The sequence below is a fragment of the Stenotrophomonas sp. MH181796 genome (genome assembly GCF_009659995.1).
In the GTDB taxonomy this organism is placed as follows: domain Bacteria; phylum Pseudomonadota; class Gammaproteobacteria; order Xanthomonadales; family Xanthomonadaceae; genus Stenotrophomonas; species Stenotrophomonas riyadhensis.
The window spans coordinates 341,865-362,773 of sequence record NZ_RAHU01000001.1 but is presented as its reverse complement, the minus strand read 5'-3'; the positions used below and the strand labels follow the sequence as shown (position 1 = coordinate 362,773).

Below are 20,909 nucleotides of genomic sequence, written 5' to 3'. Positions count from 1 at the left end.
ATCGGCGGCCTTCTCCCCGGGGCCGCCACGGTCGGGGCAGCGTGGCTGCCCCGGCCATCTTTGCAACCAGCGCTCCAACATCATCGCTGCGTGGTGCCACGGCCCAGCAGCAACACCGCAAGGCCGGCCAGCAGCGCGGCGATGGCCGACGTCCACAGTGCACTGGCGAATCCATGGCTGTAGATCGCCTGTGCGAAGGTGGCGGCGCGTGCATCGGCGAAGGTTCCGGTAGCGATCGCATCGGCCATGGGCAGTACGTCGCGCGCGGGAACCGCCGCGGACAGTGCGCTGCGGATGCCCAGGCTCAAGGCACTGGACAGCACGGTGAAACCGAGCAGGATGCCGACAAAGCGCGTGGTCGCGCTGATGCCGGAGGCCATGCCGGCGCGCTCGCGTGGTGCCGCGCCGATGATGGCCTTGGACGTCTCGCCATTGAGGATGCCGCCGCCGGCGCCGATCACCACCATTGCCACGAGTGCCAGCCACGGCCGGTGCTGCCACGCGGCCAGTCCGGCCACGGCATTGCCTGCGGCGGTGACCGACAGCCCGATCGCCAGCACGGCCGAACTGGTCAGATGGCGGCCCAGACGCCGGCCCACGCTGGGAAACAGCAGCATTGCGGCGGCGAAGGGAAGCATGCCGGCGCCCGCGGCCAGCACGCTCAGGCCGATGCCGTTCTGCAGGTACTGCGGCAGCATCGAGGCCATGACCTGTGCGCTGACCGAATAGCCGACCATGGCAATGAGTGCGCCGACGAAACGCGGACTGGCCAGCAGCCCGAGATCGACCATGGGATGTGACCGTGCCCGTTCAACGATGACGAAGGCAACAGCCATGATGATGGCCAGGCCCAGCCCGCTCAGCGCCGGGGCCGATGACCATCCTTCTGCCAGTCCTTCCACCAGGAAGAACACGATGCCGAAGATGGCAACGCTGAACGTGATGATGCCGGGCGGATCGAGCGGGCGGACCACGCTGTCGGACGACTCGGGTATCCAGCGCAGCGTGCCGTAGCCGAGCAGGGCCAGGAACGGCAGGATCGCGATGAACACCGCGCGCCAGCCCCAGAGCGCGGACAACAGGCCGCCGATCAGCGGTGAGAGCACCATCATCACGCCCATGGCTGTGCCCCAGAACGCCCATGCGGTGTCTTTGGCAGCCCCCTCGTGGTACGTGTGGCCGATGATCGACAGCGAGGGTGCCAGCAGAAAGGCAGCACCAATGCCCTGCAGTGCCCGCGCCAGGTAGAGCAGGGTGGCACCGGGCGCCAGTGCACAGAGCAGAGAGGTGAGGGCGAACAGGCTGATGCCGATCAGCAGCACCCGGCGGCGGCCGTAGCGGTCGGCGACAGCGCCGGCGGGCAGCAGCAGGGAGGTGAAGGACAGGATGTAGGCACTGATCACCCACTCGATATCGGCGAATCCGGCGTGCAGGTCACGCGCGATGCTGGGCAATGCGACCGCGACGGCATTGGTCTCCAGCACGGTCATCGTACAGCCCAGCGAGGCCACCAGCAGGACGGCGTCAGGCAGCGTGTGCCGTGCAGGCGAAGGGGGAGGAGAGGGCGGCACCGGTCACTCGCAGGAAGGGGAGGACGGCCATTCCATCAATGATCGGTGTTTGTTTCATTCTCGGTGTTTTCTGGTTACGTTAGCTTGAACCTAACGAAATGCCGCCCATGGAACGCCGTCACCTGGAGTACTTCGTCACCCTGGCCGAGGAGCTGCACTTCGGTCGCGCTGCCCTGCGCCTGGGAATTGCTACTCCAACGCTGAGCGTGCAGATCCAGGACATCGAGCGTCGCCTCGGCACGCGCCTGTTCGACCGCGGCCGGCGGGAGGTGCTGCTGACCTCCGCAGGCGAGGTGTTCCTGGTGGAAGCCCGTGATGTGCTGCGCCGGTTCGAACAGGCCGAAACCATGGGCCGGCGCGCCGGGCGGGGGGAGATCGGCAAGATCGAGATTGGCTACGTCGGCTCGGCGCTGTATGCCGGCGCGTTGCAGGATCAGCTCAGCCGGTTCCGCAGCCGCTACCCGGGCGTGGAACTGCAGGTGAGCGAATGGCCGATGGGCGAGCTCCCGCAGCTGCTGCAGGAAGGACGGGTCGATGTGGTGTTCTGCCGGCCTCCGATGGATGTACCCGACAGTTTCGGCGAACACACCCTGGTCGAAGACCAGTTCTGCGTGGCGCTGCCGGAAACCCATCCGCTGGCGCGGGCCAGGGCGCCGGTACAGCCGGCATCTTTGGCCCGGGAGGGCTTCGTCATGCCGGAGCAGCCGGTGGGTGCAATGGAAGTCGGGCGTCGCGGCGGTTTCATTCCACGTATCCGTTCCCAGCCCGGGCATCTGGCGGCGGTGTTGGCCGAGGTATCGGTCGGCGTCGGTTCGGTGGCGATCGTGCCATCGGTGCTGCAACGCACGCTGGTGCTGCCCGGGATGATCTACCTGCCACTGGCCGGTCCCACCATCGTCTCGACCATCGCTGTGCAGTACCGGCGTGGGGAGACCTCGCCCGTGGTGCGACGGCTGATCGAGCAGGTGAAGGAAACGCCGTGCAGGCGCATCGACATGTTGCCCCTGGCCTGAGCTCCGCCCGGCAGCTGGACGATTGCTACACTTGCGCCACCTGCATTCGCATTCGATGGACACCATGAACAACGGGAACGGTCCGCAGACAGTTCGCTGAGCCGCAACAACGATGCAGACGTTGTTGCGGTGATCGCCCCTGCGATGCACGCGAGGTGGATGGATCACCGCCGGATTCACTCTGGGCGGAGATTCCCCATGTTCAATCGTCAGACCCCGCGTTGGGCCCATACCCTGCCATCGGCCATTGCGCTGATGGCGCCGTTCGACCTCCTGGCCTCGCTGGCCATGGATATCTATCTTCCCGTGGTACCGGTGATGCCGCAGGCATTGCAGACATCACCAGCGGTGGTGCAGCTCACGCTGAGCATCTACCTGCTGGTGCTCGGCCTGGGCCAGTTGCTGTTCGGCCCGTTGTCCGACCGCATCGGGCGGCGGCCGGTGCTGCTGCTGGGTGCATTGCTGTTCATCGTCGCGTCGTTTGCGTTGGCGCTGTCCAGCAGTGGCGGGGCATTCCTGGCCTGGCGCACCGTGCAGGCGGTGGGGGCGTCGGCGGCACTGGTGGCGACCTTTGCCACGGTGCGTGATGTGTATGCCGATACACGCGAAGGCGCGTCGCTGTATGGGCTGTTCGCCTCGATGCTGGCCTTCGTGCCGGCGCTGGGGCCGATGCTGGGTGCGCTGGTGGCCACGGCAGCGGGCTGGCGTGCGATCTTCGTGTTGCTGGGTGTGCTTGGCCTGATCGCCTGGCTGCGCGCGCAGCGCCAGTGGCAGGAAACCCGACCAGCAGGCAGCAGAGAGGCGCGTCCGGCACTGCGGAGGATGCTTGGCAGTGGCGCCTTCTGGACATACACGCTGGGGTTCAGTGCCGCGATGGGGACGTTCTTTGTGTTCTTCTCGATCGCACCGCGCGTGCTGGTCGGGCGCATGCAGTACTCGTCGATCGCGTTCAGCCTGGCATTCGCAACGGTGGCGCTGATGATGATCATCACCTCGCGCATGGCGAACGTCTTCATCGCACGCTGGAATACGCGCGGAACCTTCGTGCGTGGCCTGTGCGTGATGGTGGCAGGTGGGCTGCTGATGGCACTCGGTACGGCGTTGCCATTCTCATTCGCCACTGTCGTGCTGCCCATGTGGGGCATTGCCGTAGGGCTGGTGATGGTGGTCTCGGTGGCCGCCAACGGCGCGCTGCGAGACTTCGCCGATGTGTCCGGCATGGCGGTGGCGCTGTATTACGCCGTGCAGAGCGTGATCGTGGCCGGCTTCGGGACATTGGCTACCGTGCTGCTGCCGGGGGATACGGTGTGGCCGCTGGTGGCCTATGGCCTGCTGCTGCCACTGGCCAGTCTGATTGCTGTGGCGGCGTTGCGGTGCCGCGCATAGCCTTGGGCAGTGAATAAAAAAGGGGCGGCCCTGAGGCCGCCCCAACCCGTCAAGCGATCATGTGCGTGGTACTAGAAGCGCACCGACCAGCGCACGTTCGCACTGTGATCGCGGCTCTCGCTGCCGTACTGGCCGCTGTAGCCCAGCTCCAGCTGCTGGCGCGGCGTCAGCCACGCCGCCAGGCCCAGCTCGGCCACTACGGCGTTGTCTGCAATCGGAGCGCCCTCGACCACGAAGGTGGTGCTGCTGTTGGCGAAGGCGAGGTTGCCGACCTGGCTGCGGTCGCCGGAGGCGCGGCGATAGCCGACTCCGCCGCGCAGGTGCAGCCAGCTGTCCTGCTGGAACGATGCCTTCAGGCCCTTGTCGAAGCGCACGCCCCCCGTGGCGATCGTGGTGCCGGTGTCGTCTACCTTGCCGTGCAGGGCAGCCGCACCGCCGCGTTCGTTGATCTGCTTCAGGTCGACCTCCACGCGTGCGACCTGCAGGTACGGCTCCAGTCCGGCCTCTGGACCACCAAAGCGATAGCCGGCTTCAATGAAGGCCTGGCGGGTATGCGCGTTGTAGCGTGCGCTCAGGCTGTCGCTGAAGCCAGCGAAGTCGACATCACGCGTGCTCTTCACCTTGTGCTTGCTCCAGGCCACGCCACCGCGCAGGCCGAAACCACCCCAGTTGTGGCCCGCGTAGGCACCGAAATGGGAGTTGTCGATCTTCGACTTGGCTCGACGCTCCTGTTGCTTCACGTCGGTACGGCCGGCGCCGGCCAGCACGCCGACCTGCCAGCCGGAGAACTCGCGGTCGATGCCGATCAGCAGGCCGTTACTGTTGGCTTCGGTGCGGGCGGTGTTGACGTCGCCGTCCAGCTTGCTGTTGCCACCGATCGCCTGCACCCATGCGCCGGTGGCGTCGCCCGCATCGGCACCCGGGGCGACTGCACCGGCACGACGTGACAGTGCGGCGTCGCGTACATAGCGGCTGCCTTCGACCAGCGCCAGCGCGGTGGCCGCATGCAGCTCGCCGCTGAGGCCGTCGAGCACGCTGCCGACCTGCTGCGGGAACAGCTGGGTCAGCGGCTTGGGCAGGCCCTGGTTGATCGCCAACAGGTCGGCAGCGGTCGCCACTGCACGTTGGTTGCGCGTGTTGGCGGCGCTGGCCAGCGAGGCACCGCGCGCCACGTCGATGCGGGTGCCGTTGGCGCCGTAGGCGAGGCTGAACTGCAGGAAGGGCGAGAACGCACTGAAGTCGGTTTTGGCGAACTGGCCGCTAACGCCGCCATCGGCGCGGATGAAGTTGAACTGTTCGCCGAGGTAGTAGGTGCCCGGCTCCGGCAGTGCGACCAGGGTGCCGCCGAGGGTGGCGGTGCCGGTCACGTGCAGCTGGTCACTACGCCCGCCCGGCGCGAGCTCGGCCGCATAGATGCCGGTTGCGCCCTGCACGTAGTCGCCGTTGATGGTCAGCGTGCCGATCGAGTTTCCGGGCGCGATGATGCCGTCCACACGGGTGGTGCCCAGCGTACCGACACCCTTCAGCAGGCCGTTGACACCGACCGTGGTGGTGCCGCCAGTCTGCGTGCCGTTGAAGGACACCACGCCACCGTTGACGGTCAGGTTGCTGTCCTTCAGCAGGCCGCTGGCGCTGACCGTGCTTACGCCACCGGTGGTGTTCAGCGCGGTGGAGACCAGGCTGCCGTTGAGCAGGAACTGGCCACCCTGGACCTCGATCGCTGACGTGAGCGTGTTGGCACCGTTCAATTCCAGCGTGCCGTCCTGCAGCATTGCGCCGTTGAAGGTGTTGTTGCCGCTCAGGCGCAGCCAGCCGATGCCGGACTTGGTCAGCTTGCCGGGGCCGCCGATGTCGTTGGTCCAGTCATCCCAGGCGTCGCCTTCCCACACCTTCAGGCCACCGGCCTTCTGGTTCATCACCACGTTGGTGTCCACACGCAGCGAACCGTAGCCTTCGATGGCCTTGCGCAGGTCGACCATGCCCCAGCCGTAGATCTCATCAATGCCCGGATCGCCCAGGTCGCGGGCGGTGGTCAGCAGCACGTCGCGGACCTGTGCGTTGTCCAGATACGGGAAGCGCTCCATCAGCAGGCCAAGAGCGCCCGTGATGTGCGGCGCGGCCATCGACGTGCCGGTCTTGGTGCCATAGACGTAATTGGTGTTCTCGCTATCGATGATCAGCCGCACGTAGGCGGAGGTGTTCTCGATGCGGCCCTGGATATCACCGGAGACGATGGTGCTGAGGATGTCGGTGCCGGGGGCCGAGATGCACCAGTTGGCGGCAACGCCGCAGATGCTGGAACTGCCATCGATCACGTAGTCGGTTTCACCTGCGGCGGCGTTGGGCCGGCGGACATTGGCGACCGCCAGCCAGTACGGTTCCAGTTCGGGCTTCCAGCGCGGCATCGAGGCGGTGATGCCGGCAACCGCGCCGCTGCCGTTGCCGGCCGACCACACCTGGATGAGGGTGGAGCTGGGTGTATCGCCGTTGCTGGCGTAGATGCTGCCGTACACGCCGTAGTCGGCACCGATGCTGGCGTACTGCTGGTCCAGCGCGGCGGCGGTCATGTTGCGGGTGGAAATGCCCCAGCTGTGGTTGATGGCGCGGACACCCTGCGCCTGGATCTGCGCATACATGTCCAGCGTGGCGGCATCATCCGGATCGGTGCGGTACACCGCGCGCGGCCGATAGAAATTGTCGGGGTCCAGGCGCCACTCGTAGTAGGTGTCACCGAACACGCGGGCGGCGGTGAGATCCGCACCAAAGGCCACGCCATGCATGCCGGTGCCATTGCGGTTGGCGCCGATGGTGCCAAGCACATGTGTTCCGTGATCGGCATAGCTGAAGCCATAGGGCTGGCCGGCGGCGATCAGGCGTGCCGCCAGTGAGGCCGGAACGCCGGCGCCGAGTCCGTAGTAGTTGTAGCCGGGCTGTTCGCCGCGGGTCTGCCCGCAGGCACCGGTACCTGCGACGACACCCGGCGTCGCGCAGTCGGCACCGATGGTGATGCTGGAGGTATTGCGTCCTGCAAACTCCGGATGCGCCAGCGCGGAGCCCGAGTCGAACAGCGCAAGGCGTACACCCTTGCCGGTCAGACCGCGTGCATAGGCGTAGTCGGCGCCCATCGCACCCAGGCCCCAATCGGCGTTGAATTCATCGCTGCGCCAGCTGGCCGGATCGCCTGGGTTGCCGAGAACGGCGGTGCTACTGGCGGCAGGTGCAGTGGCCGTGGCTGCAGGCGCCGTGCTGGAAGCGGGCTGCGCCCACGCAGCCTGTAGCTGGCGCTGCTGCTGCCAGGCATCGAGTGATTCGCTGGCCATGGTCGGGAGTGCGGTGACCAGCAACAGCGAGCTGGCGACGGCAAGCGCCAGCGGGCGGTGCGACAGGGAGCGGGACGAACGGCCGTACAGCGGGTGATTCATCGGACAACTTCCTTGATTGACGGACATCAAAGGCCGTTAACCCCGCAGCGCGCCGATCACCCCCAGTGGTGTGAAGAAAATTTAATGAACGAGTTAAGGTTTCGTGACATGGGCATTCACTTCGTCTCCCGGCGGTCCCGCTACCGTGACCCAGCCTGGGCTCACCAGGCGTATCAGGGAGTGATGCAATGCGCGTTTTCAGGAAAGTGATCGCAGGCGCTGTGTTCGCGCTGGCATGTACCGGTTCGGTGGCGGTGGCAGGGCCGGTCGAGCCCTGCGACAAGCCGTGCTGGCGGGCTTACCAGATGTGCCTGGCCAGTGGTGCCGATGCCGGTGAATGCCAGCAGGCGTACAACACCTGCGTGGTCGATCTGTGCATGGGCGTGTGAGTCGCGCCGTTTGAGCGTTGCGTTCCGTGGAGCCCCGTCATCGACGGGGCTCTTCTGTTTCAATCGAGGATGCCGTCAGCGATACGGTAGTCTCGGCATGTCTTCATGGGCAGAGGAGTGCCATGGCCGTCAAACGTGTTGTCGCCAACATTGCCACGGCGGAGCCGCAACGGGCTGCTGCCTTCTACGGCGAGCTGCTCGGCATGCCGGTGGTGATGGACCACGGCTGGATCGTCACTCATGGCGGGCAGGGCAGCGCGCTGGCGCAGGTCAGCTTCGCCAGCGAAGGGGGTTCGGGCACCGCAGTGCCGGACCTGTCGATCGAAGTGGACAATCTGCAGGAGGTGCTGGACCGCCTGCGCGCGGCAGGCGTTGCGCTGGAGTACGGCCCGGTCGACGAACCCTGGGGCGTGCGCCGCTTCTTCGTCCGCGATCCGTTCGGCCGGTTGTTGAACATCCTCGCCCATTCCTGAGCAGCGGCGAGGACTTCAGCGGCGCGTGCCGCCTCGCTTCGGGGCTGGCGACACGCCGACCATGCGCAGGCAATCGTCCACCACCGCGCCGATGAAGGCATCGGCATCCTGCGCTGGTGCGGCGATCAGGTCGTCGGTGGCGCCGTGCACGCCGGCATAGATCAGTGAGGCGGTGACCTGCGGCGCGGGCAGCTGCCAGAGGCCATCGGTGATGCCGGCGTCGAGGATGGCCAACAGTTGCTGCTGGATTGCGTTGCGTTCGGCGTTGCCACGCTGGTGGTGGTGATGGTTGGCGTACACCACATCGTGCAGCGCATGGGTGCGCACGTAGAGCTCGATGTTGGCGCGGATCCAGGCACGCAGGCGCGCCACGCCATCGCTGGCAGGGTACTGCTGCACGGCGCGGTCGACGTCTTGCATGAAACGCTGGGTATAGCGCTGCGCCAGTGCCTGCAGGATCTCGGTGCGTGAGGCGAAATAGGTATAGAAGGTGCCCTTGGCCACGTCGGCCGCAGCAACGATGTCGCTGATGGTGGTGGCGTCCACGCCCTGCGACAGGAACAGCGCCTGCGCGGCATCCATCAGTTCTTCCTGGCGGGTTTCCGCGGGCTTGGTGCGAGGCCTGGCAACAGCTGGGGTCTGCATGGTGGGCAAGGTCCGGGTGCGACGGCCGCCATTCTAGCTGCCCTTCGGCATTGACTGACCGCCAGTCATTGACCGACGGTCAGTCAATGGCTACGATGCGCGCACATCCTCCCCCCGGGATCCGCACATGCAGCGCTTCCAACGTCCGGCCCTGGTGCTGGCCGCCTACCTCGGCACGTTCCTCGCCTCGCTGGACATCAGCATCGTCAACGTCGCACTGCCGACCCTGCAGCAGGCGTTGAATACCGACATGGCCGGCCTGCAGTGGGTGATCAATGCGTATGCGATCGCGTTGTCGGCGCTGATGCTGTCGGCGGGGCCGCTCGGGGACCGTTACGGCCATCGGCGGATGTGGTTGCTCAGCGTCGCCACCTTCACTCTTGGCTCGTTGCTCTGTGCCTGTGCCGGCAATCTTGCGACGCTGGTGGCTGGACGCGCGGTGCAGGGCATCGCGGGCGCGCTGCTGATTCCCAGCGCGATGCCGATTCTCAGTCATGCATTCCCTGATCCGCGCCAGCGCGCGCGGGCGATCGGTGGCTGGTCGGCGTTCAGTGCGTTGGCCCTGGTGCTTGGGCCGTTGCTGGGCGGGGTGCTGGTACAGCGCGCTGGGTGGCCGAGCATCTTCCTGATCAACCTGCCACTGGGCCTGCTGGCGCTCATGCTCGGTGCCTGGGGGATTCCCGAGCGGCGGCATCCAGAGCATGCCGCGCTGGATCCTGCCGGGCAGCTGCTCAGCATGGTCGCGCTGGGTGCGCTGAGTTACGGCCTGATCGCGATCGGCGAGCACGGCCTGCTGGCGCCACTGACCCTGTCGGCCATGAGCATCGCGGGCGCTGGCCTGATCCTGTTCGGCATCGTCGAACGCCGGGTGGCACGCCCACTGCTGCCGTTGGACCTGTTTGCCGATCGCCGTTTCGGCATGCTCAATCTGGCATCGTTCGTGCTGGGCTTCACCGCCTACGCGAGCCTGTTCTTCCTGTCACTGTTCTTCCAGCAGGCGCAGGGGCACAGCGCAGCACTGGCAGGCGCACAGTTGGCACCGCAGTTCCTGTTGATGGGTGTGGTCTCGTTGCTGTTCGGGCGCTTGGTCGTGCGCGTGGGGCTGCAGGCTGCGCTGGTCTCGGGCTATGCGTTGGCCGGCGTGGCGCTCTGTGCGATGGCCGCGTTCGAGCCGCTGACCTCGCGCGGATATGCCAGCGGCTTGCTGATGCTGCTCGGCATTGGAATGGGGCTGGCGGTTCCCGCGACCGGCATGGCGGTCATGGCCAGCGTGCCGGCCGAGCGCGCAGGTATCGCTTCAGCCACCATGAACGCATTGCGCCAGGCCGGCATGAGCCTGGGCATCGCGCTGCTGGGCAGCCTGATGAGCCTGCGTGCCGTGTGGCATTTCGCTGCATCCGCGCAGGCCGCAGGGCAGCCGGGGTTGGCCGCACACGCGCGCGAACTGATCCTGCAGCCTACCCCGCTGCAGGCGGCACCACCACTGCTGGCGTGGTATCGCAGTGCGATGGCCAGCGGCTTCGGCTGGGCCATGGCCGTGGCCGGCGCGCTGACCCTGCTTGCAGCCTTCGGCCTGCATCGGCAGCGCGCACCGGCCTGACGCGCAGCATTCAGCCCTGCTGGCGTTGCCGGCCCTCTGCGGTGCGTTCGATCTCCTGAGGCTGTTGTTGCTGCTGGCGCGCATTGGCGTGGCGAGCGTGTCCACCTTCACGACCGATCGCGGCCATGTGCTGGCGGTTGCGGCTGATCGCCTCGCCGCCCTTGCGGCCAGCGACACGTGCTTCGGCTGGACTGAATTCATGCGCGTTGCCAGAGGCATGTGCGGCACGCCCGCCCTTGGCAGCGATGGCGCGCTGCTTTTCCTGGTCCATTGATGCGAAACCCCGGTTGGAGCTGCGCGGGTTCTGCTCAGTCATGTGAAATCTCCTGCGGTGTGGGCGCCGCCTTCGTAGACGACGGCACCCATGCTTGGCCATCGCACGCTAAGTCCAGGTCGCCATCTTCGCCATGGCTTTCACGCGCCCTGCGCACGGGGCTGAAGACGCAGCCATTCAGGCGGGCGCCGCCTTCGCTGCCGCGATCTCGCTCAACTGCGACAGCAGGGCCGCAGGAACACAGTGAGGATGGAGTGTTGCGTAGAAGCACACGCGCATCCACCGATGATCATGATGGGGCCACCGCCCCTGTTGATAGGATGCGCAACAACGCCACTCGCCTGGCCACGACAGGGACGTAGAACATGAACAGGATTGGATTGATCGCATTGCTGGCCTGTACCGCCCCCGTCCATGCGGCCAGTCCCCTGTTGTCCGGCAGCTTTGTCCACGTCGGCTATTCGGCTACCGACGAACAACTACCGGCCACGCAGTTGCCGCTGTTCCTGGATGAACTGCAGGACCTGGGCAACGACACCCTCATCCTCGGTCAGGTGCGTGCCACGCGTGCGGGTGTGGGGTGCGCCAGCGGTGTGCAGGATTTCGAATGGATCGCCGGTTTCCCCGGCAAGCTGGGCACCGTCCTCGATGCGGCGGCCGCGCGCGGCATGAAGGTCGTGGTCGGTACCACCTACAGTTCGGGACAGTGCGGCACCTTCTGGCAAGGCCAGAACGCAACGGCTGTGGCGCAGGACGCCGCGCAGTCGCTGGCCCAGCTTGGCCAGCAGTACGGATCGCATCCGGCCTTCGCCGGCTGGTACATCACCGACGAGCCGGCACAGGTACCGGCTGACCGTGCGCCCTTCTATCGTGCGATCGTGACCGCGCTGAAGGGCAGTACCCCGTCCAGGCCGGTGATGGTCGCCCCCTACCTGGCGTCATCCAGCGTGGATCCGGCAAGTGTCGCGCGTGCGGCGGCGCAGTTCCGCACGGCTACCGGGGTGGATGTGCAGATCTGGCAGGACGGCATCGGCGCCGCCTCGCATGCGCGCTTGTTCCAGTGGGATCGCCCGGGTCATTCCACCGAGGCGTATTACGAGGCGCTGTCGGCGGCGTTGGGTGCCAGCGGCCTGTGGGCCGATATCGAACTGTTCAACCATGGCAGTCCGTTGTTCCTGGAGGCCGGCAACGGGTTGTCCGGCGCCTACCGCTCCGCTTCGGTGCAGCGCATCAACCAGCAGTTGTGGAGTGCGCGTTCGGCCGGCAAGCGCGTTGCCTGGCTCAACCAGTACCACATGTCCGAGGTGGTCGGTCCCGGCCAGGGCTATGCCGAATCGCCGCGGATGATGAACACCTATCGCGGGCTGTATGGGCTCGGCGCGTCCTACCTCGTCGATCCGGTGCAGACCGCGTACAGCTACAGCGTGGCACCGGATGCGAACTATCCGGACAGCAGTGGCCACGAGCTGTTCGATCGTCGGGTGGGGGACCCGCGCAATCCGATGGATGCCGGCTGGGTGGGCGTGCACGGCAACGTCAGCATCACCATCGACCTCGGCCAGCGTCGGCGGGTGGACTGGATCGGCCTGCACACGATGACTCGCCCCGGATGGGGCATCGTCACGCCGACGTCGGTGGAGGTGATGTGCACTGAGCCGGGTACTGCAGCAACCAGCATCGGCATGTTGTCGGCGCCGTTCACCCAGGCCGGACTCAGTGGATCGACCGAGGAGGAATACGTGCTGGGCAACGCGGCGCCCCTGGCTGCGCAGTGCCGTACACTGGAGCTGCGGCTGGCCAATGGCAACTGGACCTTCCTCAGCGAGATCGAGATCGCGGCCGAGCAGTAGCGATGTCAGCGTTGGCGTGCGTCGTGCAGCCGCTGTGCGAACGGCTGCTGTTCAAGCGCCTGCAGTGCGTCGCGCAGCACCTGCTCCAGTGACTGCCCGAGATCGGTATCCAGGCTGCGCGCCGCGCGCGCCGTAGCCTGCCACTGTGCCTGCAGCGCCGGCAGGACCTGCAGCGCCTGCGGGCTGAGCTGCAGGATGCGCTCGCGGCTGTCCTCGCCGATGGCGGTATGCAGCCAGCCGTCGTGCACCATCGCTGAAACCGTCTGGCTGAGCGCCGAATGGCTGAGCCCGCAGGCCAGTGCCAGGTCCTTGATGCGGCAGGGGCCCTGCGCCATCAACGTGCGCAGCACCGGGGTGTAGCGCGGCCGGTAGTCCAGCTGCAGGTCGCGATAGGCCTGTTCGACCGCCGGATCGAGCTGATCAAGCAGGGCGCGCAGCAGGGTGCCCAGGGTGGCGTGTTGGAGATCCATGGGCGCGATGATATATAAGCACTTACATATCATCAACGTGGGGTGCGGTCATGGCGGTTTCGTGGATGCTGGGCGCGGTGCTGGCGGCGTCCTGCCCGGCCCAGGACGCGGTGCTGCAGGCGGCGGCCACGGCGATACAGGCGCACTACCTGGACGTGGCCGAGGGCGCGCGCATTGCCGGGGCCGTGCGCGGCTGGTCCAGCCAGCAGCGCTATGTGGACAGCTGCGCGGACCCGAAGGTCTTCAGTGCGCGCCTGAACCAGGACCTGGACGTGTTCGACGGCCACTTCCATGTGGAACGGGTGGATGCCCGCGCCGGGCAGGACGATTGGCTGATGGCCTGGCGCGCGGATGCGCGTGGCAATGCTGCGGGCGTGCGCGAAGTGCGGGTGCTGGAGGGCAACATCGGTTACCTGCGCCTGAGCAGCTTCTACCCGCTGGATCTGGCCCGGCCCAAGCTGGCGGCGGCGTTCAGCCTGCTGGCCGACACCGATGGCCTGGTGCTGGACCTGCGCCAGAACGGGGGCGGTGATGATGGCAGCGCGGACCTGCTGGTGCGCACGCTGCTGGAGCCAGGCGTCACCGCAGTGCAGGCGCTTGAGCAGCGTGGCAGGCGTACCCCCGTACTGCTGCCGCCAGCGAGCCTGCCTTTGTACCTGAAGCCGCTAGTGGTGCTGATCGACCGCCGTACCGGTTCGGCCGCCGAGTTCGTGGCGTACTCGCTGCAGGCGCTGGGACGAGCGCAGATCGTCGGCAGTCGCAGCGGCGGCGCCGCGCATATGTTCGATGATCCTGTGCTGCTGCCGGATGGCTATCAGATCAGCATTCCGGACCGGCAGCCGATCAATCTGCGCACCGGCGGCAACTGGGAGAAGCGCGGCGTCATGCCTGATACGCCAGGAGGTGATGATCCGTTGTTCATCGCACGGCAGCTGCTGGCCCCGATGAAGTCGTCAGGATGAACGCATATCTGCAACGCCGTCCTATCGCGGATGCGCGGCTGCATGCCTAGAATCGAAGCATCCCGGTAGTTCCCGGGCGCTTCGAGTGAATGGACTCAATGAAGATTCTGTTGACCGGCAGTTCCGGGCGGATCGGGCGGGCGATCTTCGGCGCGTTGGCGGCGGCCCATGAAGTGGTGGGGCTGGATCGCAGCCCGTTCGCCACGACGCGAATCATTGCCGATGTCACTGATCGTCAGGCGGTCACGCGGGCGGTGCAGGGTGTCGACGCGGTCATCCATACCGCAGCGTTGCATGCCCCGCACGTCGGGCTGGTGCCGGATGCGGTGTTCCAGCAGATCAATGTGGACGCCACCGCGCACCTGCTGCAGGCGGCACGCGAGGCCGGTGCACGGCGCTTCGTGCTGACCAGCACCACCGCCCTCTACGGTCACGCGGTGGTGGCCGGCGGCTGCCGCTGGATCGACGAGGACACCGAGCCTCTGCCGCGCACCATCTACCATCGCACCAAGCTGCAGGCCGAGGCTCTGGCCGAAGCCGCAACCGCGCCCGGTTTCAGTGTGCGCGTGCTGCGCATGGGCCGCTGCTTCCCGGAACCGCCCGAGCGCATGGCGATGTTCCGCCTGCACCGTGGCATCGACGCGCGCGACGTGGCCAGCGCACATGCCGCGCTGCTGCACGATGAGGGCGCTGCCTTCGCCCGCTACATTGCCTGCGCACCGACGCCGTTCCGGCGCGAGGATTGCCTGGAACTGGCGACCCAACCACGCGGGGTGCTGGCCCGCCGCGCCCCGCAGTTGCTGGCCGAGTTCGAGCGCCGTGGCTGGCCGCTGCCGCTGAGCATCGACCGCGTCTACGACAGTGCGCTCATGCGCAGCGAACTCGGCTGGCAGCCGCGCTTCGGTCCGGACGATGTGCTCCAGCAGTACGCCGCTGGCAGCATCGAAGTGCTGCCGCGGGCGGAATGGATCAAGGACCGCGTGGCCGAATAGGGCGGCCGCGGGGCGGGTTCCTGACCCGACCCTGAGCAGGTTCAGGAATGTGCAGGCCGGCCGCCTCAACCTCGTTGGCAGGCGGCCGCTAACCCGGTGCGCTTCCAGTGCCGGGCATGCCCCGGCGGCCGGTGGCCTGCGCGATGGATCGCGCGCCTGCGCGGTGCCCTCGCGGCGCCGGTCGTCCTGAACTGCCTTGCGGACCTTTCCATGCCTCCTTCCCGCTCCGCCGCTGCCCGCCGCCCGGGCAGCATTGCCCACAAGCTGATGCTGGGCACCGCTGTGATCGCACTGCTGTGCTTCGGCCTGACCGCGTTCCTGATCTACCGCCAGGCCAGCGCCAGCCTGATCAACGCCTCGCGCCAGACCCTGTCCAGCGAAGCCACCGCCGAAGCGCGCCAGGTCTCGGCTGACCTGGGCACCGCTTTCGCCAGCAACGATGCCATGGTCGAAACCGTGCTCGCCCAGCGTGCGCGCGGTGACGTGCCCGATCGCGCCAGCCTGGCGGCAGTACTCGGCGAACAGCTGCGTACCCACCCGGAGTGGCTGGGCAAGAGCACCATGTGGGAGGCCGATGCCTTCGACGGCAAGGATGCCGAGTTCGTCAACACTGAAGCGCACGACGCCACCGGTCGCTACATGAGCTACTGGGCCTGGCACGACGGCAAGCCGCAGCAGTCGCAGATGACCGACTACACCGAGACCGCCAGCGGTTCCGGTGACTGGTACATGGTGCCCAGCCGCGACCAGCTGCCCAAGGTCAGCGAGCCCTATGCCTATGACATCGCCGGCCAGCAGGTGCTGATGAGCACGCTGAGCACGCCCATTGTCGAGAATGGCAGGTTCCTCGGCGTGTTCACCGTCGATTTCTCGCTGGCGGCGCTGCAGAAGCACCTGGCGACGTTGAAGCCGATGGGGGCTGGCAGCGTCGAACTGCTGTCGCCGAAGGGCGTGGTGCTGGCCTCGGCCAATGCCGCTGAGATCGGCAAGCCACGCAGCGACGCGCTGACCCGCAGCATGCTGGCCGACATCGCTGCCGACCGTCCGTTCGAGGCTTTCAGCCCCGATGCGGCCGGCAACGTGCGCGTGTACGTGCCGCTGCGCGTGGGCGACGCCCCGCAGCGCTTCGCGCTGGGCGTGGTGATGCCGCATTCGGTGATCGTCGCAGAGGCACGTCAGTTGCTGTGGCTGACCCTGCTGGTCGGTGTGGTGGCAGCATTGACCCTCAGTGCGGGTGTCTATGTTCTGCTGCGCCGGTTGGCAATCCGTCCGTTGGCCGAAGCTGTGCGCGTGGCCGGTGATGTCGCCGCTGGCAAGCTGGACAGCACCCTGCCGGCACGCAGCAATGACGAAGTGGGGCGCCTGCTGGACGCGATGCAGGGCATGCGCGGCCAGCTGCAGGCGGTGATGGCGGCGCAGGCGGAAATGGCGCGCCGCCACGATGCCGGCGAGCTCAGTTACCGCATGGACGCCGCGGCGTTCCCGGGCGAGTACGGCCGCATGGTGGCCGATAGCAACCAGCTGGTGGCCTCCAGCAACGCGGTCACCCAGCGCCTGGTTGAAGTGATGCAGCGCTACGCCGTTGGCGACCTCAGTCAGGACATGGAAGCGCTGCCGGGCGAGAAGGCGGTGTTCACCGCCGCGATGGCCACCACCAAGCGGAACCTGGCCGCGATCAATGAACAGATCCAGCAGCTGGCTGCTGCGGCCGCTGCCGGTGACTTCGCGGTGCGTGGCGATGCCCTGTGCTTCGACCACGACTTCCGCCGCATGGTGGAAACCCTCAATACCATGATGCAGGTGAGCGACCACAACCTGGCCGAGCTGTCGACACTGCTGCGCGCGATCGCCGCAGGCGACCTCAGCGCGCGCATGCAGGGCGACTTCCACGGCGTGTTCGCGGTGATGCGCGACGATGCCAACAGCACCGTGCAGCAGCTGACCCGGATCGTCGGCCAGATCCAGCAGTCGGCGGCCAGCATCCGCCTGGCCGCGGGTGAAATTGCCGCGGGCAACAGCGACCTGTCGCGGCGTACCGAGCAGCAGGCCGCCAACCTGGAAGAAACGGCGGCCTCGATGGAGGAATTGACCTCCACCGTGCGCCAGAACGCCGACCACGCGCTGCAGGCCAATACCCTGGCCGGTTCCGCGGCCGGCGTTGCCAGCGAAGGCGGGCAGGTGGTCAGCCAGGTGGTGCAGACGATGGAGCAGATCGAAGCCTCCTCGCAGCGCATTGCCGAGATCATTTCGGTGATCGATGGGATCGCCTTCCAGACCAACATCCTGGCGCTGAATGCGGCGGTGGAAGCGGCGCGTGCCGGCGAGCAGGGCCGTGGCTTCGCCGTGGTCGCCAGCGAAGTGCGTGCGCTGGCACAGCGATCGGCGGGTGCGGCCAAGGAGATCAAGGAGCTGATCGACGCCTCGGTGGCGCAGGTCGGTGCCGGTGCGCAGCTGGTGCACGGCGCGGGCCGTACCATGCAGGAAATCGTCGGCCAGGTCGGCCGGGTCAACGAGATCATGGCCGAGATCTCGGCGGCCTCGCGCGAGCAGTCGGCGGGCATCGAGCAGGTCAACCAGACCGTGGTGCAGATGGACGAGACCACCCAGCAGAACGCCGCGCTGGTGGAAGAAGCCAGCGCCGCCGCGCGGGCGATGGAAGAACAGGCCGAGCAGCTGGCGGTGGCGGTCTCGCGTTTCCGCCTGCAGGCCGAGCCGGTCGCCGTGGCACGCCACGCGGCCTGAGTCCCGGCATGCGCAAAAGAAGACGCCCGGCCAAAGCCGGGCGTCGTCGTTTCTGCTCGCCGGTGTGCCGGAATCAGGTCCGGCAGCTGCAATGGCTCAGAACATCCCTTCGAAGGGGTTCCAGCTGGCCCTGCCCTTCACCTGTTCCAGGTAGTAGCTGTAGTTGGTGCTGGAGGCGACCAGGAAGTTCATGGCGATGAACAGCGCACGGGCGACGATGTCCGGCAGGAACAGGGCGACGAGGGTCAGCACGATGTTGATGCCGAGCACGACCAGCGCCTTGCGCCACATGCCCAGGATGAGCAGGTAGATGAAGCCGAAGAAGAAGGCGAAGAAATTGATGTTGACCTTCAGCCGGTCGCCGAAGGACAACGCCTTCCAAGCCTGCTTGAAACCCGGCTCCTTGGGCGCGCCGTGCTGCTGGAAGAAGTTGAAGCGGAACTGCCACTTCGGGCTGAAGCGGGAGAGGTCGACTGTGTTCATTGACGTATACGTCCTTGTAGGAAAACGGTTCCATGATAGATGTCGCGAATTCAGGAAACTACCCTCCGGCGTCAAAAATGTGACGTTCTTTGCCGTGTGAAGCTGCGGCTGTGCGCCGCACCGTCACCCATCCGCCTTGTTTTTAGGATAGGGTGCGCAGTTCCGCTGCCGCCCCAGCTGAATCCGTGCGGCGGCGGGATGTCCATGGAGGTTGCATGACCACACCTGCTACACCGGAAAACGCACCGGGACCGGTGCTCCTGCCGACACCTGAAGTGGTGCAGGCACAACAACTGCTCGCACGCCAGCAACTGGCGGTGGCAATGGACCGTGCGCGCACGGCTGCCACGCAGGATGCGGCCCAGGCCGCCCTGGAAAGCGAGTGATCCGCAACACCGCCGATCGCGCTGGCCTGTCGCCAGCGCGATCGCGGTGCGCGCCGCCGGTCAGAACCGCGCGGTCATGCTCAGGAAATAGCTGCGTCCGGCCACGAAGTAGTCGGTGGAGCCTTCGGCATACAGCTTCTTGTCGGCCAGGTTGCTGACGCCGCCGCGGAGGGTCAGCACCTCGTTGACGTTCCACGCTGCGGTCAGGTCATACAGGGTGTAGGCCTTGAGGAAGGTCGTCGCCGTGCCGGTCTGCTTGCCGGTGTACTGCGCCGACAGGCTGCTGGAGAACACCGTACCGGGCGTCCAGTCCAGCGACGAGTAGCCGGAGAATTCCGGTGTATCGATCAGGTTCCTACCGGTGGTCAGGTTCTTGGCCTCCTTCATCCAGGTGGCCGAGGTACGCCAGCGCCAGTGCTCACCGAAGCGGAAGTTGAGGTTGCCTTCCATGCCGCTGGTGCGCGCCCGCTGCACGTTGCTCATGCGCGTCCACCAGATGCCGTTGAACTGGCCCAGTGGGGCGTACTCGATCTTGTTCCTGAAGTCGGTATGGAAGTAGGTCAGGCCGGCATCCACCAGATCGTTGTCGAAGCTGATGCCGATCTCACGGTTGGTGCTGGTTTCCGGATCCAGGTCCGGGTTGCCGGCCATGTAGCAGCCGCCACGGGTATAGCCCAGCGGAATCAGCGAGGTGCAGCCACGACCACCGGACTGGGTGGCGGCGGTGGCCGAATTCTCGGTCAGGCTGGGCGCGCGGAAGCCTTTGGAAACGCCGCCTCGGATCGTCCACTGCTCGGCCGGATGCCAGACCAGGTAGGCACGCGGGCTGACGTGGCTGCCGAACTTCTCATGGTGGTCCAGGCGTGCGCCCAGGGTCAGCGCCAGGGTGCGGTGCAGCTTCAGTTCGTCCTCGACGAACAGCGCCCAGGTGTCCACTTCCAGGTTGGAGCCGCTGACGGCATTGCCGGCATAGTCGATCGGCGCACGGCCGATGGTATCGGTGTTGGTCAGTTCCTGGCGCTTCCACTGGCCGCCCACGGCAAACTGGTGTTCAACCCCCAGGGTGAACGGCGTGGTCAGGCTGCCTTCGATGATCGTATCGGTGGCCTCGGAGCGGCCGGTGGCACCGATGTCGTTCTTGTACTCGGTCCAGTAGGCGCTGAGCTTCGAGTTGCCGAAGCTCCACTTGCCATCGTGATTGAGGGCCAGCGAGCTGCGCTTGAGTTCACTGGCGCCCCAGGCGCCTTCGTCCTGTTTTTCCAACGAGGCATCGATGAAGGCCTGCTGCACGCCATGACCAGCTTCCAGCGACAGCTCCTGGGCGTCGCTGAGCTTCCATTGCAGCAGGGCGTCAACATTGCGGTCCTTCTCACCGGCGTAGGCATTGCCGTAGACGCCGCCGTTGGAGCGGTCCGAGTCGCGGCGCATGCTGTTGGCGCCGATGCGCAGGCCGAAGCGTTCACCAAGCGGGCCGGAGAACGTCGCGCCGATCTGCTGGGTATCGCCGCGCTTGCCATCGCCCGGGCGGGTATAGCTGTGGGTGGCGCTGCCGTTCCAGTCATCGCCGATGCGCTTGGTGATGATGTTGATCACGCCGCCCATGGCGTCGGAGCCGTACAGCGACGACATCGGTCCGCGCACCACCTCGATGCGTTCGATCTGGTCGGGCGAGATCCAGTTCAGATCCTGGCGGCCGAGGTCGGGGCGGTAATTGGTCGAGGCCGAGCTGCCCATGCGCTTGCCGTCCACCAGCACCAGCGTGTAGTTGGAGGGCATGCCGCGCAGCTTGATCTTGGACTGCTCGCCCGCCGCGCTGAGGCCGCCGGTTACGCCCGGCACGCGGCTGAGCAGGGTGGCCAGGTCGTGCACCGGCTGGCGCTCGATGTCCTCGCGGCTGATCACGCTGATGCTGGCCGGGGCATCCTTGATCCATTGCTGGTTGCCCGAGGCGGTGACCACCACGGTATCCAGGTCCTTGGTGGAGGCATCTGCGCTAGCTTCGGCGGCGGCCAGGCCGGGCAGGGCCAGCAGGCAGGCGGTGGCCAGGGCGGTGGCCAGGTGGGTGCGCGGCAGGCGCGGGGAACGGGAACGGGACGGCAGGGACATGACGGCTTCCATCGGAGAGAGTAGGGACCCGGTGGAAACGGCAGGCGCAGGCGGACCGCAGGCAGCCCCTTCCATGGGTCGTCGGCGCGCGGTGTGGACCGGCGTAGCTGGGTGGGTCTCAGCCGTGCGGAAGACGGCAACCTGC

General features: G+C 66.7%; 17 protein-coding genes. 10 read left to right on the top strand and 7 right to left on the bottom strand.

Translation table 11 applies throughout. The annotated features are described in order from the left end of the window. Nucleotides 1-80 precede the first annotated feature (80 nt). Entirely contained in the window at nt 81-1,571 is a 1,491-nt protein-coding gene (locus D5301_RS01615) for an MFS transporter (protein ID WP_324187242.1), read from the bottom strand. Nucleotides 1,572-1,678: 107 nt separating this feature from the next. Between D5301_RS01615 and D5301_RS01610 the strand changes: the two genes are divergently transcribed. Both D5301_RS01610 and cml read left to right on the top strand, forming a co-directional pair. Then, a complete protein-coding gene (locus D5301_RS01610; RefSeq protein ID WP_153854590.1) occupies nt 1,679-2,584 on the top strand; it encodes a LysR family transcriptional regulator in 906 nt (301 codons plus the stop codon). Nucleotides 2,585-2,782: 198 nt separating this feature from the next. After that, nucleotides 2,783-3,970 (top strand): CmlA/FloR family chloramphenicol efflux MFS transporter, encoded by a 1,188-nt coding sequence (gene cml / locus D5301_RS01605; protein WP_153854589.1) that lies wholly within the window; start codon nt 2,783-2,785, stop codon nt 3,968-3,970. A gap of 71 nt (nt 3,971-4,041) precedes the next feature. Here the strand turns inward: cml and D5301_RS01600 are convergent, their stop codons facing one another. Continuing rightward, nucleotides 4,042-7,392 (bottom strand): autotransporter serine protease, encoded by a 3,351-nt coding sequence (locus D5301_RS01600; RefSeq protein ID WP_153854588.1) that lies wholly within the window; start codon nt 7,390-7,392, stop codon nt 4,042-4,044. 188 nt (nt 7,393-7,580) lie between these two features. Between D5301_RS01600 and D5301_RS01595 the strand changes: the two genes are divergently transcribed. Continuing rightward, the gene (locus tag D5301_RS01595) at nt 7,581-7,781 is read left to right on the top strand and encodes a hypothetical protein (protein WP_049449083.1); all 201 of its coding nucleotides are present in this window, start codon (nt 7,581-7,583) and stop codon (nt 7,779-7,781) included. Between the two features lie 122 nt (nt 7,782-7,903). Further along, a complete protein-coding gene (locus D5301_RS01590; RefSeq protein ID WP_094001326.1) occupies nt 7,904-8,254 on the top strand; it encodes a VOC family protein in 351 nt (116 codons plus the stop codon). Between the two features lie 15 nt (nt 8,255-8,269). On the opposite strand, the gene D5301_RS01585 is transcribed toward D5301_RS01590, so the two are convergent. Next, on the bottom strand, nt 8,270-8,899 hold the full coding sequence (locus D5301_RS01585) for a TetR/AcrR family transcriptional regulator (protein ID WP_153854587.1): 630 nt from the start codon (nt 8,897-8,899) through the stop codon (nt 8,270-8,272). A 127-nt stretch (nt 8,900-9,026) separates the two neighbouring features. Here D5301_RS01585 and D5301_RS01580 point away from each other — a divergent pair, with 127 nt between their 5' ends. After that, complete coding sequence (locus D5301_RS01580) at nt 9,027-10,499, top strand: MFS transporter (RefSeq protein WP_153854586.1); 1,473 nt, start codon at nt 9,027-9,029, stop codon at nt 10,497-10,499. Between the two features lie 10 nt (nt 10,500-10,509). On the opposite strand, the gene D5301_RS01575 is transcribed toward D5301_RS01580, so the two are convergent. After that, on the bottom strand, nt 10,510-10,815 hold the full coding sequence (locus tag D5301_RS01575; RefSeq protein ID WP_110713835.1) for a KGG domain-containing protein: 306 nt from the start codon (nt 10,813-10,815) through the stop codon (nt 10,510-10,512). Nucleotides 10,816-11,138: 323 nt separating this feature from the next. On the opposite strand from D5301_RS01575, the gene D5301_RS01570 reads away from it, so the two are divergent. Beyond that, a complete protein-coding gene (locus D5301_RS01570) occupies nt 11,139-12,623 on the top strand; it encodes a DUF4434 domain-containing protein (protein ID WP_153854585.1) in 1,485 nt (494 codons plus the stop codon). Between the two features lie 5 nt (nt 12,624-12,628). Here D5301_RS01570 and D5301_RS01565 read toward each other — a convergent pair whose 3' ends face one another. After that, nucleotides 12,629-13,093 carry a MarR family transcriptional regulator gene (locus D5301_RS01565; RefSeq protein ID WP_153854584.1) on the bottom strand — a complete coding sequence of 155 codons (465 nt, stop codon included), beginning with the start codon at nt 13,091-13,093 and terminating at the stop codon, nt 12,629-12,631. A 50-nt stretch (nt 13,094-13,143) separates the two neighbouring features. Between D5301_RS01565 and D5301_RS01560 the strand changes: the two genes are divergently transcribed. The 3 genes from D5301_RS01560 to D5301_RS24425 all read left to right on the top strand — a co-directional run bounded on the left by D5301_RS01560 (nt 13,144) and on the right by D5301_RS24425 (nt 17,789). Continuing rightward, nucleotides 13,144-14,055 carry a S41 family peptidase gene (locus D5301_RS01560; protein ID WP_153854583.1) on the top strand — a complete coding sequence of 304 codons (912 nt, stop codon included), beginning with the start codon at nt 13,144-13,146 and terminating at the stop codon, nt 14,053-14,055. A gap of 98 nt (nt 14,056-14,153) precedes the next feature. Next, nucleotides 14,154-15,047, top strand: coding sequence for an NAD(P)-dependent oxidoreductase (locus D5301_RS01555; protein ID WP_110713829.1), 894 nt, complete (start codon nt 14,154-14,156; stop codon nt 15,045-15,047). 210 nt (nt 15,048-15,257) lie between these two features. Further along, nucleotides 15,258-17,789 (top strand): methyl-accepting chemotaxis protein, encoded by a 2,532-nt coding sequence (locus D5301_RS24425; RefSeq protein ID WP_110713827.1) that lies wholly within the window; start codon nt 15,258-15,260, stop codon nt 17,787-17,789. A gap of 96 nt (nt 17,790-17,885) precedes the next feature. On the opposite strand, the gene D5301_RS01545 is transcribed toward D5301_RS24425, so the two are convergent. Beyond that, nucleotides 17,886-18,272 carry a DUF2628 domain-containing protein gene (locus tag D5301_RS01545; RefSeq protein ID WP_110713826.1) on the bottom strand — a complete coding sequence of 129 codons (387 nt, stop codon included), beginning with the start codon at nt 18,270-18,272 and terminating at the stop codon, nt 17,886-17,888. Nucleotides 18,273-18,487: 215 nt separating this feature from the next. Between D5301_RS01545 and D5301_RS23985 the strand changes: the two genes are divergently transcribed. Further along, nucleotides 18,488-18,658 carry a hypothetical protein gene (locus tag D5301_RS23985; protein ID WP_180847132.1) on the top strand — a complete coding sequence of 57 codons (171 nt, stop codon included), beginning with the start codon at nt 18,488-18,490 and terminating at the stop codon, nt 18,656-18,658. A 60-nt stretch (nt 18,659-18,718) separates the two neighbouring features. Here D5301_RS23985 and D5301_RS01540 read toward each other — a convergent pair whose 3' ends face one another. Then, the gene (locus tag D5301_RS01540; RefSeq protein WP_110713824.1) at nt 18,719-20,764 is read right to left on the bottom strand and encodes a TonB-dependent receptor; all 2,046 of its coding nucleotides are present in this window, start codon (nt 20,762-20,764) and stop codon (nt 18,719-18,721) included. Nucleotides 20,765-20,909: the final 145 nt, after the last annotated feature.